Below are 14,143 nucleotides of genomic sequence, written 5' to 3' on the forward strand. Positions count from 1 at the left end.
CCACCGCACGCCTGCCGGCGCGACCGGGCTTTGCGACGATTGGCCTCATCCTCGCTCGCGAATGGCTAAAATGGCAGCATCCGGTTCAACAATTCGAGCAGCGTGCGCTGCTCGGCCTCGCTGAGCGGCGCCAGCATCTTCCGATTATAGGGCTCCGTCAGCCTTGCACCCTCCGCAATGAGCTTTGCGCCCTTTGGCGTGAGCATGAGCTCGACGGCGCGGCGATCGGACTTCGAGCGGTTGCGCCTGATGAAGCCGGATGATTCCAGCTCGTTCAGGATCTTGATCAGGTTCGGCAGCCGCAGCCGCAGCAGGCTGGCGAGGCTGCTCGGCGGCACGCCGGGGTTGTCACGAATGACGGCGAAGATCGCATAGGTCGCGGGCGTCAGGCCCAAGGCGGCGAACTCCTCGTAGAAACCCTCGAAGAATTTCAGCTGCGCCAGGCGCAGCATGAAGCCGGGGGTGCGCTGGAGCGCGCGCAGGTCCAGGGATTTCTCCGTCTGCTGAGCGGACTTTTGCGGAGCGGATTTGGCCCCGGGTCTTAGAGGCTTCGGGCTCATGATTCTCAATCCCAGGGACGGCCGAATTGACACTCTCAAAAATAGCTATAAAATATAACTATTATTCAGCGGCACCAAGACCGCCTATCGGAGGGACACAATGAACAGCAAATTCCTGCACAAATTGTGCATTTTGGCCGCAACGCTCGCCACGGCGCCGGCGTTTGCCCAGGACGTCGTGAAGATCGGCATCCTGAACGACCAGTCCGGTCCGTTCGCGAGCTACCAGGGCATCGGCTCGGTCGTTGCCGCCAAAATGGCCGTCGAAGACTACGGCGGAAAAGCCGCGGGCAAGCCGGTGGAGGTCGTCGCAGCCGATCACCAGAACAAGACCGACATCGGGATCGGCATCGCTCGCCGCTGGTACGAGAACGAGAGCGTCGATGCGATCTTCGACCTTCCGAACTCCTCGATCGCGCTCGCGGTGGCCGGCATGAGCGCCGAGAAGAACAAGGTGTTCGTCGGATCGGGTGCCGGAACGGTGCTGCTGACCGGCGAGAAGTGCACGCCGAACACCGTGCACTGGACCTACGACACCTATGCCTACGGACGCGGTCTCGGCAAAGCGATCGTGCAGCAGGGCGGCAAGAAATGGTTCTTCATCACCGCCGACTACGCCTTCGGTCACGATCTGGAAAAGCAGGCTGCGGAGGCGGTGAAAGCGTCCGGCGGCGAGGTGCTCGGCAGCGTGAGGCATCCGCTGGGAACGGCCGATTACGCCTCCTTCCTGCTACAGGCCCAGGCGTCGGGCGCGAACGTCGTCGGCTTCGCCAATGCCGGTGACGACACCATCACGTCGATGAAGCAAGCCGCCGAGTTCGGGCTGACCAAGGACCACAAGCTGGTCGGATTGATCCTCGGCATGAACGGGCTTCCCGCCCTCGGCCTGAAATTCGCGCAAGGCGCGCAGATCATGAACCCGTTCTACTGGGATCTGAACGACGGCACGCGCGCTTTCGCCAAACGCTTCGCCGAGCGCATTCCGTCAAAAGCCTATCCGAACGACATGCAGGCCGGCGTCTATGCCTCGGTCATTCACTATCTCAAGGCGGTCGACAAGGTCGGAGGCGCCAAGGATGGCAAGACCGTCGTCGCCGCGATGAAGGAGATGCCGACCGACGATGTTCTGTTCGGCAAAGGCTATATCCGCAAGGACGGTCGCAAGATCCACCCGCTCTACCTGTTGCAGGTCAAGTCGCCGGAGGAATCGACCTCGGCGTGGGATCTGCTGAAGGTCGTCGCCACCATCAAGGGCGAGGACGCGTTCCGCTCGGAGAGCGATGGCCAGTGCCCGCTCAGCAAGCCATAGAAGCGGAGCTGACCATGAGCGGCATCGCCTCCAGTCAGGTCGACCCGTTTGCACCTGACTTCCTGTTGAACCCCTATCCTGCCTATGAGGCGCTCCGCGCGCTCGGGCCCGTGTTCGCGCTGGAGCGTTACGGCGTGTGGGCGATGGCCGGCTATGGCGAGGTCGAGCCGGCCTTGAAGGACTGGAAGACGTTCATCAGTGGCGAGGGCGTCGGGCTCAACGGGATGAACCCTGCGCTGCCAAAGCCGCTGACGCTCCAGATCGATCCGCCCGATCACGACAAAGGCCGGCGGGTCCTCGGCCGCACGCTGTCTCCGGGTATCGCGAGGAAGCTGCGCGAGACGTTTCAGCAGGAGGCGGAGAAGAAAGTCTCGGAGTTGATCGACAAAGGCACGTTCGATGCCGTCACCGATCTTGCCGAAGCCTATCCGATGAAGGTGTTTCCCGATGCGATCGGCATCCGGCCGGACGGCCGCGAGAAGCTCTTGGCCTGGAGCACATTCGTGTTCGACAGCTTTGGCCCCGAGAACGAGATGCTGGCGGCATCGCGCAAGGCCGGCCTCGCCGCCCAGAGCTGGATCATGGACTGCTGCGCACGCGATGCGTTGCGGCCCGACAGCCTCGGCATGATGATCTACCAGGCGGCCGACGACGGCGAGATTACCGAGCACGAGGCGACGCATCTGGTGCGGCCGTTCCTCACCGCCGGGATCGACACCACCGTCAACGGCATCGGCAACACCCTGCTCGCGCTCGCCACCCATCCGGATGAATACCGCAAGCTCCACCACAGGCCGGAGTTGGCGCGCAACGCTTTCGAGGAAGGCCTGCGCTACGATTCACCGGTGCAGACGTTCTTTCGCACCACCTCGCGCGACGTCGAGATCGGCGGCGGCGTGATCCCGGCACAACGCAAGGTGCTGCTGTTCATGGCCTCCGCCAACCGCGATCCGGCCCGATGGGACGGAGCCGATCGCTTCGAGGTCGAACGGACCGCGACCGGCCATGTCGGCTTCGGCGCAGGCATCCACGCCTGCGTCGGTCAGATGATCGCGCGTCTGGAAGGCGAATTGATCTTCAGCGAGCTTGCGAGGCGCGTGAAGACCATCGAGCTCACCGCGGAGCCGAAACGCAGGCTCAACAATTCCCTGCGCGGGCTGGAGAGCATGCCGGTCCGCGTGACGCCCGCTTAGGCGGCATCACGCGGGAGGATGCGACGGCTCAGTTCCTTGCCGGCGCCGTTGCGGCCGCCGAGCGCGCCTGCCGCGGTGCGCCGGGTTCGGCGACCGGGACCGCCGGCGCGCGCGAGCGCATGATGGCGGCGTCGATTTCGGCGATGACGCGGCGCTGGATCGCCTCGTTCTTGTCGATCGAGATGTGGCCGACGCCGGTGCCGCGCACGTCGACATTGTCGAGCTTGCCGCGGAAACCATCGGCACGCTTGACCGGCTCGCCGGGGCCGTCGCCGATATAGATGTTGATGTAACGCTCGGCGCCGGTCGAGAGCTTGGTCTTGAACACGGAATCGAGGCCGATCGCGAGCTTCACGGGCACGCCGAGCCGGTTGAGTTTCGCGATCATGTCCGGCAGCGCGGTCGCGCCGGAGGAATGGCCGACCAGGACGATGGTCTTGAGCCGGCCGGCCCTGTAGGCGGTCGCGGCTTCATCGGCGAGCGAGGACCACGAGACGAAGTTGGCGACCGTCACCGGGATGCCCTGCGCCTGGAGCCGCGCGCCGATCGTGTCGAGGCCGAGCGAGAAGATGTTGAGCACGCCGCGGAGCAGATAGACATGCGTGGTCGCGACCTGGGCCTGGCTCGGGGCCGCCCGTGCCGTGGTCGGGCTGATGGCAACAGCTGACAGCAGGAGCAGGCAGATCGCCCATACACGGAGGGCGGACAACTGGCTGGCGCCGGCGGTGTGACGGCCGTTCGGTCTCATCGGTGTTTTCCCTGGGGACAATACGCTTTGCGATTGGCCGGAATCGTAGCCATGGCCTGCTCGCAGACGCAACAAAGAGCCGCGTGAATGGCAATCTTAGCCACAGTCCGTGACCATCGCGCAACACCTGCCCGAAACCTGCCACCGAAGGGCCTGTTTTGAGACCATTTTTCTCTCGCCAATTGCGGCCCGGCAAAGGCATCCCTATCTCAGGGCTCCGCTGACCCGCCGTTCCCGGCAGGTTCCAGCCTCCCCTCCCCAGCCCTACCGGCCCTCATGTCCTCCATCATTTCCGTCGCCAACCTGTCGAAAACCTATGGGTCCGGCTTCAAGGCGCTCAAGAACGTCAATCTCGACATCAAGCGGGGCGAGATCTTCGCGTTGCTCGGCCCGAACGGTGCCGGCAAGACCACGCTGATCTCGATCATCTGCGGCATCGCCAACCCGAGCGAAGGCAAGGTTCTGGTCGGCGGCGAGAACATCCAGACCTCCTACCGCAAGGCGCGCTCGCTGATCGGCCTCGTGCCGCAGGAGCTGCATACCGACGCCTTCGAGAGCGTGTGGGCGACCGTGAGCTTCTCCCGCGGCCTGTTCGGCAAGCCGAAGAATCCTGACCATATCGAGAAGGTGCTGAAGGACCTCTCGCTGTGGGACAAGAAGGACAACAAGATCATCACGCTCTCCGGCGGGATGAAGCGCCGCGTGATGATCGCGAAAGCGCTATCGCACGAGCCGCAGATCCTGTTCCTGGACGAGCCCACTGCCGGCGTCGACGTCGAGCTGCGCAAGGGCATGTGGGAAGTGGTGCGCACCCTCCAGCAGTCCGGCGTCACCATCATCCTCACCACGCATTACATCGAGGAAGCCGAGGAGATGGCCGACCGCATCGGCGTCATCAACAAGGGCGAGATCGTGCTGATCGAGGACAAGGCGACGTTGATGCAGAAGCTCGGCAAGAAGCGGCTGACGCTGCATCTGCAGGGCAAGCTCGACGCGCTGCCGGAGAGCCTTGGGCATTACGAGCTGGAGCTCTGCGATGCCGGCGCGACGCTGGTCTACGATTACGACACCAAGGGCGAGCGCACCGGCATCACCAGCCTGCTCGGCGATCTCCGCACCGCCGGCATCCGCTTCAACGATCTCGACACGACACAATCGTCGCTCGAGGACATCTTCGTCGATCTCGTGAGGACGTCATGAACCACCGCGCCATCCGCGCCATCTATCTGTTCGAAATGGCACGCACCTGGCGCACGCTGCTGCAAAGCATCGTCTCGCCGGTCGTCTCGACCTCACTTTATTTCGTGGTGTTCGGCGCCGCGATCGGCTCGCGCATCAGCCAGGTCGAGGGCGTCAGCTACGGCACCTTCATCGTGCCGGGCCTGATCATGCTCTCGGTGCTGACCCAGAGCATCGCTAACGCCTCGTTCGGCATCTACTTCCCGAAATTTACCGGCACGATCTACGAGATCCTGTCGGCACCGATCTCCTATTTCGAGATTGTGCTCGGCTATGTCGGCGCCGCCGCGACCAAGTCGATCATTTTGGGCCTGATCATCCTCGCGACAGCCGGATTATTCGTGCCGCTGCATATCCATCATCCGGTCTGGATGTTGGCCTTCCTGGTGCTGACGGCGGTGACGTTCAGCCTGTTCGGCTTCATCATCGGCATCTGGGCCGACGGCTTCGAGAAGCTGCAGATGATCCCGATGCTGGTGGTGACGCCGCTGACTTTCCTCGGCGGCAGCTTCTATTCTATCGACATGCTGCCGCCCACCTGGCGCACGGTGGCGATGCTCAACCCGGTCGTCTATCTGATCTCCGGCTTCCGCTGGAGCTTTTACGAGATCGCCGACGTCAGCATGTCCGTCAGCGTCGGCATGACGCTGGCGTTCCTGGTGATTTGTCTCGTCGTGATCTGGTGGATTTTTCGGACGGGGTATCGGCTGAAGAATTGATTGGCTTTCGTAGCCCGGATGGAGCGCAAGCGTAATCCGGGACGGCCTTTCCGCAGCATGAAAGGCCCCGGATTGCGCTGCGCTCCATCCGGGCTACGGCACGTTACCGATAGCAATGGAATCGGTGATAGCCGTCGTAATAGCCGTGGCAGCGGTGACGGTAGTGACGATGGGGAATGCCGAGCACGCCCTCGACTGCACCAACGGCGCCGCCGACGCCGGCACCGACGACGCCTCCGACCGCACCGCCCACGGGGCCGGCAATCCGATTGCCCTCGTACGAGCCTTCCTGGGCACCGCGGACGATGCCCTGGGCGTGGCCGGCTTGCGGCAGCGCCAACAGCGCGAGCAGGATGGCGGCGATTGCGAACGCCAGGCGGACGGCTGAACCGGCCGGCGACGGCGCGGCGGCGATGCGGGCTTTGTTCATCTTCGATCCCAAAGGGTGAATGGCGGCGAACGCCGCCTGTCGCGGTAGGTGATCGTCAACGCACCGGAGGGCCAAATGGTTGCGCCTTTGTGACGAATTGTCGGCGTTGTGAACGGCGCACCGCTCGCGAAAATGTCAGCGCCACCGCGCGCGGCGCGGCACAAAGCGGCCTTGCTTACGCCCGGCGCCGCGTTAACGATGGGCAGGCAGGCCGCTGGAACGAAAGCCGGATTCCAGGCATATTGCACGCCGGGGACGGAGAGCCGCGGCGCCTAGCGTGAACAGGCCGGAGGCCAAGATTCAAATGCGTTTCCAGATGCGTTCATTTTTTATCGCTTTCACCTCACTGATGCTTTTGAGCGCAGGCAGCGCGGAGGCCAAGGTCGAGATCACCGTCGACAAGGACAATCAGCAGATGACCGTCGCAGTCGACGGCGTCGCGCGGTATCACTGGCCGGTGTCGACCGGCATCCCCTCGCGCGAAACGCCGAACGGCGCATTCCGCACCTTCCGGATGGAAGAGGATCACTACTCCAAGGAATTCGACGACGCGCCGATGCCGCACGCGATCTTCTTCACCAAGGTCGGCCACGCCATCCACGGCACCGATTCGGTCGGCCGTCTCGGCTCGCCGGCGTCCCATGGCTGCGTGCGGCTGTCGCGCCAGAATGCCACGACGCTCTACGCGCTGGTGCAGCAGCAGGGCGTGCTCAACACCACGGTGACGCTGACCGGCTCGGCGCAGGTGGCGCTGGCGCGCAATCCGCGCGGCCGCACCAACAATGCAGTCGCCCGCGCGCCGCAGCAGCCAGCCGAAGAGCAGTACGCGACCACGGGCGATCCCGTGAACCTGACGCCGCCGGCGCAGCCCGCCCGCCGCTACATGCCGCAGGACGACAATTACATCTATCCGGCCGACGGCAGCGACACCGGCGCACGGTATCCGGCACCGCGCGGCACACGCCCGCTCTATGATGCGCAGGTTTACCAGCAGCAGCCGCGTCCCTATTACGACCAAGGCTCCGGCCAGCAGGGCTATTCCTATCAGCCGCAGCCGCGGCAGGTTTACCAGCCGCGCGGCTATTACTACCAGAACTGACGCTATCTGAACGCGGCGTCGCCGCGTTCCACGATCTTTCGCGCAGCATCGACGAAGGCGCGTGCGACCGGCTCGAGAATCTCGGGCCCGGTCGCTGCGAGATCGTCCGAGGGCGTGTGGAAGGTGCGATGGCGGCCGGCCATGCCGAGGAAGTTGGCGTAGCCCGCCGCGTGCACGTCACGCAGCTCGCCGACCGCCTGCTTCTCCGTCACTAGGCGTTTTGCCGCGACCTTGGCAAAGGCCTCATCGGTGAGCGCAACCGCGGATTTGCTGAGCACGAGATAGCGTTCTTCCTCGGGCCGATCGGTGCGCGCACCTTCCGCAAAGCCGTAGCACGCATTCGACGAGCCGAAGTGGATCCACGCCAGCGTGTCCTTCGGCGCCGGCGCGCCGTGCTTCAGGAACAACTCCATGCCGCCATGGCCGATCTCGTGGCCGGCGGTGGCGACGAAGACGAAATGCGCCGGCCATTTCTCGGCGGCGACGGTGCGCGCCAGCGCGAGGAAGTTGGCAATGCCGGGGCCGCGCTCGCAGACGCAGCTATACCAGCCGGTCATCGGCGTGGAGACCACGACGGTCGGCCCGCGGCCGGCGCCGGTCTCGGCGATGACGTTGCGGCCGGTGACATCGCGTTCGTAGTGGCCCTTGACGTCGAAGCTGACGGCCGCGCCATCGGCGAGCGCGCGCCCGAACGTCGCTTTCGACCTGGCGCCGACCACGATCACGGGCATCGGCCAGGGCACATCCTCCTGCGTGACGTTGTAAGCGAAGCGATCGTCGGCGGGATTGCCGATCATCAGCAGGATCGCTGCCGGCTTCTTCGCCGCCGCTTCAGCGATGGCCGCGCGATGGGCCGGCCCCAGATAGGCGCCGCGATCGAATGGCAGCTCCAACCAGAGGATATTGCCGGCGACATCGCCATCGCGTGCGAGCGGCGCCGACAGGTGGAAGCTCGCCCGGTCCTCCGGCGGCCACCAGAATGGCGTTGCCTCGACAATCGTGCCGACGGCTTCGGCGCTGGCCTGCTCGACGACATATTGCCGGCCTAGCACGACGGGCTGGAAGCTGACATCGAAACCCGCCTGTTTCATCTCGCCGGCAATCCAGTCGGCGGTCGCGTGATCGCCGGTAGAGCCGAAACGGTGCAGACCGAAGGAGGCATAGCGCGCCACGTCTTCATAGAGACTCGCGCCCGAAAGCACATCCTTGGCTGCCGCCTGACCGACCATGAGAACCACCATCGCTCCGATGAAGACAAGCCGCATGTGAGTGGCTCCCGTATCATTGCTTTTTGAGGCGCAGTTTCCGCCTTCCGCAGCCGCCGTCAACCGCGAGACTGGACGAAACGCGCAAAGATTTCATAAGCTCCTGTTTTCACGAGCGCTGTGATCCCCGATGCCGTCACGTGCCGCGACGATCCTGACCGTGCTCTCGGTTCTCACCGCAGGACAAGCCATGGCTCTTGATATGGCCTTTGATATCGAGGCGCATCGCGGCGGGCGAGCGCTGGTGCCGGAAAACACCCTGCCCGCCTTCGCCAACGCGCTGTCGATGGGCGTGGACACGCTGGAGCTCGACGTCGGCGTAACAGCGGACGGCGAGGTCGTCGTCTCGCATGAACGCGGGCTCAATCCGGATCTCGCGCGCAGTGCTGGCGGGACTTACATTACCCCGCCCGGCACGCCCTTGGTAAAACTGCGGCTGGACGAGGTCAGGACCTATGACGTCGGCCAGATCCGGCCGGACAGTGCCTATGCGAAACAATTCCCCGACCAGCGCGCCGTGCCGGGGACACGCATTCCCACCCTGAGCGAGCTGTTCGCGCTGGTACGGAAATCCGGCAACTCGCGTGTGCGCTTTAACATCGAGACCAAGATCGATCCGAATCGCCCGGACGAGACGCTCGATCCGCAAGCCTTTGTCACGAAGCTGCTGGGACTGATCGAGGCCGAAACCTTTTCCGACAGGGTTATGATCCAGTCCTTCGACTGGAGAACCCTGCAGCTCGTCCAGCAGCAGGCGCCGAAGATACCGACGGTGTACCTGACGCTCCAGCGCGGCACAGGCCAGACAGTCGTGCTGGACAAAGCCACCAACTGGACGGCAGGCTTCAGCCCGGCCGATCACGGCAGCTCGCTGCCACGGACGATCAAGGCGGCGGGCGGCGCAGTCTGGTCGCCCTATTTCGGCGATGTCACCGCCGCACTCATCGCCGAAGCCCACGAGCTCGGATTACGCGTCGTGGTGTGGACGGTCAACAAGCGCGAAGACATGGCGCGGATGATGGAGCTCGGCGTCGACGGGATCATTTCCGACAGGCCCGATCTGCTGCGCGAGGTTGCCGGCGAGAAGGGAATTACGCTACCGGCGGGGACGCCGGTCGCGCCGTAACTCCAGTCTCGTGTCCCGGATGTGGCGCAGCGTGCAAACGCTGCTCCGCAGAGCCGGGCCCCAAAGTTTGGGCCCCGGCTCTGCAGCGCACTGCTGAAGAAGCGCTGCGCTGCGTCCGGGGCACGGAGACGGTTGTCGTGTCGCCCTACTCTCCATTCTTCAAACGCCGGTACAACGCGCCCAGGATGTTGGAATAGTCGTCGGTCCAGACCCGCACCCTGTCGTCGGCTTCGGTCTGCTCCCAGACCTTCGAGGACGCGAGCCTGCCGACATCGGCCTCCTCGCGCGCTGAGATGACGACGTCGGTCGAGAAGATGTAGTCGCCATCGCGCCCCGAATCCTCGTTGAAGACCCAGCTCTTGAGATCGTTGGCGTCGGCAATGCCGACCACGACGGTCTCGAGATCGAGATGCCGGTTGGAGACGTGCATCACCACGGCACCGTGCGGGGCGAGCTTGTCCTTGTAGATCTTCATTGCCTCTTCGGTGGCGAGATGGATCGGGATCGCATCCGACGAATAGGCATCGACGATGATGAGGTCGTAGGCGCCGTCGGGCTCCTTTGCGAAGGTGAGGCGCGCATCGCCGATCACCGGCGTCATGTCCGGCAGGCAGCTCGAGATGTAGCGGAAATTTTTGGGGTCACGCGCGGCGTCCACCATCGACTGGTCGATCTCGAAGAATTTCCAGTCCTCGCCAGGTTCGGCGGCGCAGGCGAGCGTGCCCGATCCGACGCCGATCGCGGCGACCTTGAGCGGCCCGCCCTTGCGCTCGCGGATCGCGCTGACGGCCTGACCGATGCCGCCGTCCTTGTGATAGTAGGTGATCGGCTCGGGCCGGCCGGTGACCGGCGTGCCGTCATTGTTGCGGAACCGCTCGGCGCCGTGGATGGTGGTGCCGTGCATCAGCACATGGAAATAACCGCCGGGCGTCACCACGATCTTGTGCACGCCAAAGAAGCTGCGCACCGTCGTGACCCGGCCCTCGTCTGCCGGATAGACACGGATCAATGCCAGCGCGAGCGCGACGGTGGCAAAGATCTTCCAGCGGCCGGCATTGAGCGCCAGCGCCAGCAGCGCGGCGAGCACGCCGACGGCGCCGGCGACCCAGACGCGGTGATCCTCAAGCCAGGTCGAGGGGCTGCCGGTGGTAAAGGACGGCGCGACGAGCGCCACCGCGAGCGCGGCGAGCACCAGCCAATACCATTTGACGATGCCGGCGAGACGCTCGTTCGCGGACGGCCGGCACAGCGCGGCAAACGCGATCAGGATCGGGTATTCGGCGATCCACGAGAAGGTGAAGGGAGCAACGAGGCCAGCAAAGAGACCGCCGACCATGCCGCCGAACGACAGCGCGACATAGAAACCGGTGAGATATTTGGCCGCCGGCCGCGTCCGCGCCAGTTCGCCGTGGCAGGCCATGGCGATGACGAAGAAGCAGAGTTGATGGCCGCCGAGAGTCAGCAGCAAATTCTGCTCGCCGCCGAAGGCGAGCAGGACGATGACGCCCGCGATCGCGACCGGCTGCAGCATCAACATCCATTTGTGCGGCAGCAGCGGCCGCGACTGGAACACCACGACCCAGGTGAGCAGGTACAGCGACAGCGGCAGCACCCACAGCAACGGCGCCGCGGCGACGTCGGTCGAGATGTGCGCGGTGACCGCGATGAGCAGACCCGAAGGCACCGCGGCGAGGAAGATCCAGCGCAGCCGCGTCACGATATCAGGCGCCGGCGCATTGGCATCCTCGGTCCGCGCATCGGCCATCGCGAGCTTCGGCGAGCGCAACAACAGCACGCCGCAGGCGGCGATCAGGAGGATCAACAGGCCATAGCCACCGGTCCAGAACCGATTCTGCGCATGCAGCGTGAACATCGGCTCCAGCAGAAACGGATAGGACAGCAGCGCCAGGAAGCTGCCGATGTTGGAGGAGGCGTAGAGGAAATAGGGATCGTGCCCAGCGGGATGGCCGGTGCGAACGAACCAGGCCTGCAGCAGCGGATTGTTGGCGGCGAGCGCAAAGAACGGCAGGCCGATCGAGACCACGAACAGTCCGAGCAGCCAGAACGCATAGCCGGATGCCGGCGGATCGCCATAGGCCGAGGCAATGCCGAGCGGCAGCGTCACGAAGGCCGCGATCAGCAGCACCAGATGCACCGCCACCGGCACGATGCGGTTCTTCGTCTGCATCAACAGATGCGCATAGGCGTAGCCCGCCAGCAGCAGCGACTGGAAGAACACCATCGCCACCGACCACACCGCCGGCGAGCCGCCGAGCCGCGGCAGCACCATCTTCGTGAACAGCGGCTGCACCGAGAACAGCAGCAGCGCGCTGACGAAGATCGCAGCGGTGTAGACCGTCAGCAGCAGCCGGTTGCGCGAGGACGACGGCTGCTCCGTGGCGGCAGGTTGCACGATCGAATCCATGGAAGCTCCAGCCTACATTCCCCGGCGGGCGCCGGGCGCGCGCAATGGAGCACAAGGCGCCTGAACGGGCAATAAAGGCACTCGTGATGTTGCAGCTAGGAATGCCTGATATAGAGATGTCATTCCGGGGCGCGCGAAGCGCGAACCCGGAACCTCGAAATTCTCCGGTGCGGAGCCCGCACCTTAGTTCGATGCTGCGCATCGCCCCGGAATGACGCCAGGGAAATCATGAACGAAACCGACGTCGTCATCATTGGCGCTGGCCATAACGGCCTCACTTGCGCGGCCTATCTCGCGGGCGCGGGCCTGCGCGTGCGCGTGGTCGAGCGCCGCAAGGTGGTCGGCGGCGCCGCGGTCACCGAAGAGTTTCACCCCGGATTCCGCAATTCGGTCGCGGCCTACACTGTGAGCCTGCTCAATCCGCAGGTGATCCGTGACCTCAAGCTCACCGAGCAGGGCCTGCGGATCGTCGAACGGCGCGCCCAGAACTTTCTGCCCGCGCCTGATGGAAGCTATCTCCTGACCGGCGAGGGACGGACGAAGGCATCAGTCGCGCGGCTGAGCGCGCATGACGCAGGCGCGCTCGACGGATTTTCGCGCGAGCTGGAGGACATCGCCGACGTGCTCAGGCAGTTCGTGCTCCGCGCGCCGCCGAACCTCGTCGACGGCTTTGGCACAGCAGCCGTCCGTGAAGGCGTCAACGCCTGGAAGACCGCCAACATCCTGCGCGGCCTCACGCTGGAACAGAGCCGCAGCCTGCTCGATCTCTTCACCCGCTCGGCCGGCGAGATGCTGGACGAGCGCTTCGAGCATGATCTGGTCAAGGCCCTGTTCGGCTTCGACGCCATCGTCGGCAACTATGCGAGCCCCTACGCCGCCGGCTCCGCCTATGTGATGCTGCATCACGCCTTCGGCGAGGTGAACGGCAAGAAGGGGGTCTGGGGTCACGCCATCGGCGGCATGGGCGCGATCACGCAGGCGATGGCGGGCGCGGCACGCGACCGCGGCGTCGTGATCGAAACGGATGCCGGCGTCCGTGAGATCATCGTCGAGCGCGACCGCGCCGTCGGCGTCGTGCTGGAGAACGGCACGGCCATCCGCGCCAAATATGTCGCAGCCAATGTCAATCCAAAGCTGCTCTACACGCGGCTGGTCGCAGCCGACGCTCTTCCTGCGGACTTCCTCGCCCGCATCCGGCACTGGAAGAACGGCTCCGGCACCTTCCGCATGAACGTTGCGCTGGACCGCCTGCCCTCCTTCATGGCGCTGCCGGGCGAGGGCGATCATCTCAGCTCCGGCATCATCCTGGCGCCAAGCCTCGGCTATATGGACCGCGCTTATCTCGATGCGCGGGCGCAGGGCTGGAGCCGGGAGCCAGTCGTCGAGATGCTGATCCCCTCCACGCTCGACGACACGCTGGCCCCAGCGGGAAAGCACGTCGCCAGCCTGTTCTGCCAGCACGTCGCACCGGAGCTTCCCGACGGACAATCGTGGGACGACCATCGCGACGAGGTCGCCGATCTCATGATCGCGACGGTGGACAAATACGCGCCGGGTTTTGCGACGAGCGTGCTGGGCCGCCAGATCCTGTCCCCTCTCGATCTCGAACGGCAGTTCGGCCTCCTCGGCGGCGATATCTTCCATGGCGCGCTGACGCTGAACCAGCTGTTCTCGGCGCGGCCGATGCTGGGCCATGCCGATTATCGCGGGCCGTTGAAGGGCCTCTATCATTGCGGCTCCGGCGCCCATCCCGGCGGCGGCGTCACCGGCGCGCCCGGCCATAACGCCGCGCAGGCGATCTTGAGAGATCACCGGTCGCTGTTCGGAAACCGTGGATAGGTCTGTGGATGAGCTGTGGACTGGCTGTTGAATGGCCTGTGGTCAGACCGAGGATACATGGGCCAGAACGTCGGGACCGAACTTGGGGAAAGCCGGTGGACAATCGCGGGACAAGCGGGTGGACGGCGTCCCGGCAGGCGGTGGACAATTTGTGAAGATCACTGAGAACGCTCGCCCGAAAACGACCTCGC

At 64.7% G+C, this 14,143-nt stretch carries 12 protein-coding genes; 7 read left to right on the plus strand and 5 right to left on the minus strand.

Annotated elements, in window-relative coordinates; translation table 11 throughout:
- Positions 1-65: 65 nt before the first annotated feature.
- Positions 66-560: a MarR family winged helix-turn-helix transcriptional regulator gene (locus GA0061098_RS23225; protein ID WP_091961624.1), complete on the minus strand. Its 495-nt coding sequence runs from the start codon at positions 558-560 to the stop codon at positions 66-68.
- Between the two features lie 100 nt (positions 561-660).
- Between GA0061098_RS23225 and GA0061098_RS23230 the strand changes: the two genes are divergently transcribed.
- Positions 661-1,869 carry an ABC transporter substrate-binding protein gene (locus GA0061098_RS23230; protein WP_091961627.1) on the plus strand — a complete coding sequence of 403 codons (1,209 nt, stop codon included), beginning with the start codon at positions 661-663 and terminating at the stop codon, positions 1,867-1,869.
- 14 nt (positions 1,870-1,883) lie between these two features.
- Positions 1,884-3,062 (plus strand): cytochrome P450, encoded by a 1,179-nt coding sequence (locus tag GA0061098_RS23235; RefSeq protein ID WP_091961916.1) that lies wholly within the window; start codon positions 1,884-1,886, stop codon positions 3,060-3,062.
- A gap of 28 nt (positions 3,063-3,090) precedes the next feature.
- On the opposite strand, the gene GA0061098_RS23240 is transcribed toward GA0061098_RS23235, so the two are convergent.
- Entirely contained in the window at positions 3,091-3,810 is a 720-nt protein-coding gene (locus GA0061098_RS23240) for a hypothetical protein (RefSeq protein WP_091961630.1), read from the minus strand.
- Between the two features lie 276 nt (positions 3,811-4,086).
- On the opposite strand from GA0061098_RS23240, the gene GA0061098_RS23245 reads away from it, so the two are divergent.
- Complete coding sequence (locus tag GA0061098_RS23245; protein WP_091961634.1) at positions 4,087-5,010, plus strand: ABC transporter ATP-binding protein; 924 nt, start codon at positions 4,087-4,089, stop codon at positions 5,008-5,010.
- Positions 5,007-5,768: an ABC transporter permease gene (locus GA0061098_RS23250; protein ID WP_018322533.1), complete on the plus strand. Its 762-nt coding sequence runs from the start codon at positions 5,007-5,009 to the stop codon at positions 5,766-5,768. The genes GA0061098_RS23245 and GA0061098_RS23250 overlap by 4 nt, the downstream gene beginning before the upstream one ends.
- A 103-nt stretch (positions 5,769-5,871) precedes the next feature.
- Here GA0061098_RS23250 and GA0061098_RS23255 read toward each other — a convergent pair whose 3' ends face one another.
- Positions 5,872-6,198 carry a hypothetical protein gene (locus GA0061098_RS23255; protein ID WP_091961637.1) on the minus strand — a complete coding sequence of 109 codons (327 nt, stop codon included), beginning with the start codon at positions 6,196-6,198 and terminating at the stop codon, positions 5,872-5,874.
- 304 nt (positions 6,199-6,502) lie between these two features.
- Between GA0061098_RS23255 and GA0061098_RS23265 the strand changes: the two genes are divergently transcribed.
- Positions 6,503-7,297: a L,D-transpeptidase gene (locus tag GA0061098_RS23265; RefSeq protein ID WP_208610672.1), complete on the plus strand. Its 795-nt coding sequence runs from the start codon at positions 6,503-6,505 to the stop codon at positions 7,295-7,297.
- Between the two features lie 2 nt (positions 7,298-7,299).
- Here the strand turns inward: GA0061098_RS23265 and GA0061098_RS23270 are convergent, their stop codons facing one another.
- Positions 7,300-8,562 carry a hypothetical protein gene (locus tag GA0061098_RS23270; RefSeq protein ID WP_165637547.1) on the minus strand — a complete coding sequence of 421 codons (1,263 nt, stop codon included), beginning with the start codon at positions 8,560-8,562 and terminating at the stop codon, positions 7,300-7,302.
- 130 nt (positions 8,563-8,692) lie between these two features.
- Here GA0061098_RS23270 and GA0061098_RS23275 point away from each other — a divergent pair, with 130 nt between their 5' ends.
- Positions 8,693-9,688 carry a glycerophosphodiester phosphodiesterase gene (locus GA0061098_RS23275; RefSeq protein ID WP_091961651.1) on the plus strand — a complete coding sequence of 332 codons (996 nt, stop codon included), beginning with the start codon at positions 8,693-8,695 and terminating at the stop codon, positions 9,686-9,688.
- A 145-nt stretch (positions 9,689-9,833) separates the two neighbouring features.
- Here GA0061098_RS23275 and GA0061098_RS23280 read toward each other — a convergent pair whose 3' ends face one another.
- Complete coding sequence (locus GA0061098_RS23280; protein WP_091961655.1) at positions 9,834-12,113, minus strand: fused MFS/spermidine synthase; 2,280 nt, start codon at positions 12,111-12,113, stop codon at positions 9,834-9,836.
- Between the two features lie 228 nt (positions 12,114-12,341).
- Between GA0061098_RS23280 and GA0061098_RS23285 the strand changes: the two genes are divergently transcribed.
- A complete protein-coding gene (locus tag GA0061098_RS23285; protein ID WP_091961657.1) occupies positions 12,342-13,952 on the plus strand; it encodes a phytoene desaturase family protein in 1,611 nt (536 codons plus the stop codon).
- Positions 13,953-14,143: the final 191 nt, after the last annotated feature.

Origin of the sequence: Bradyrhizobium shewense (assembly GCF_900094605.1) — a bacterium.
GTDB classification, from domain to species: domain Bacteria; phylum Pseudomonadota; class Alphaproteobacteria; order Rhizobiales; family Xanthobacteraceae; genus Bradyrhizobium; species Bradyrhizobium shewense.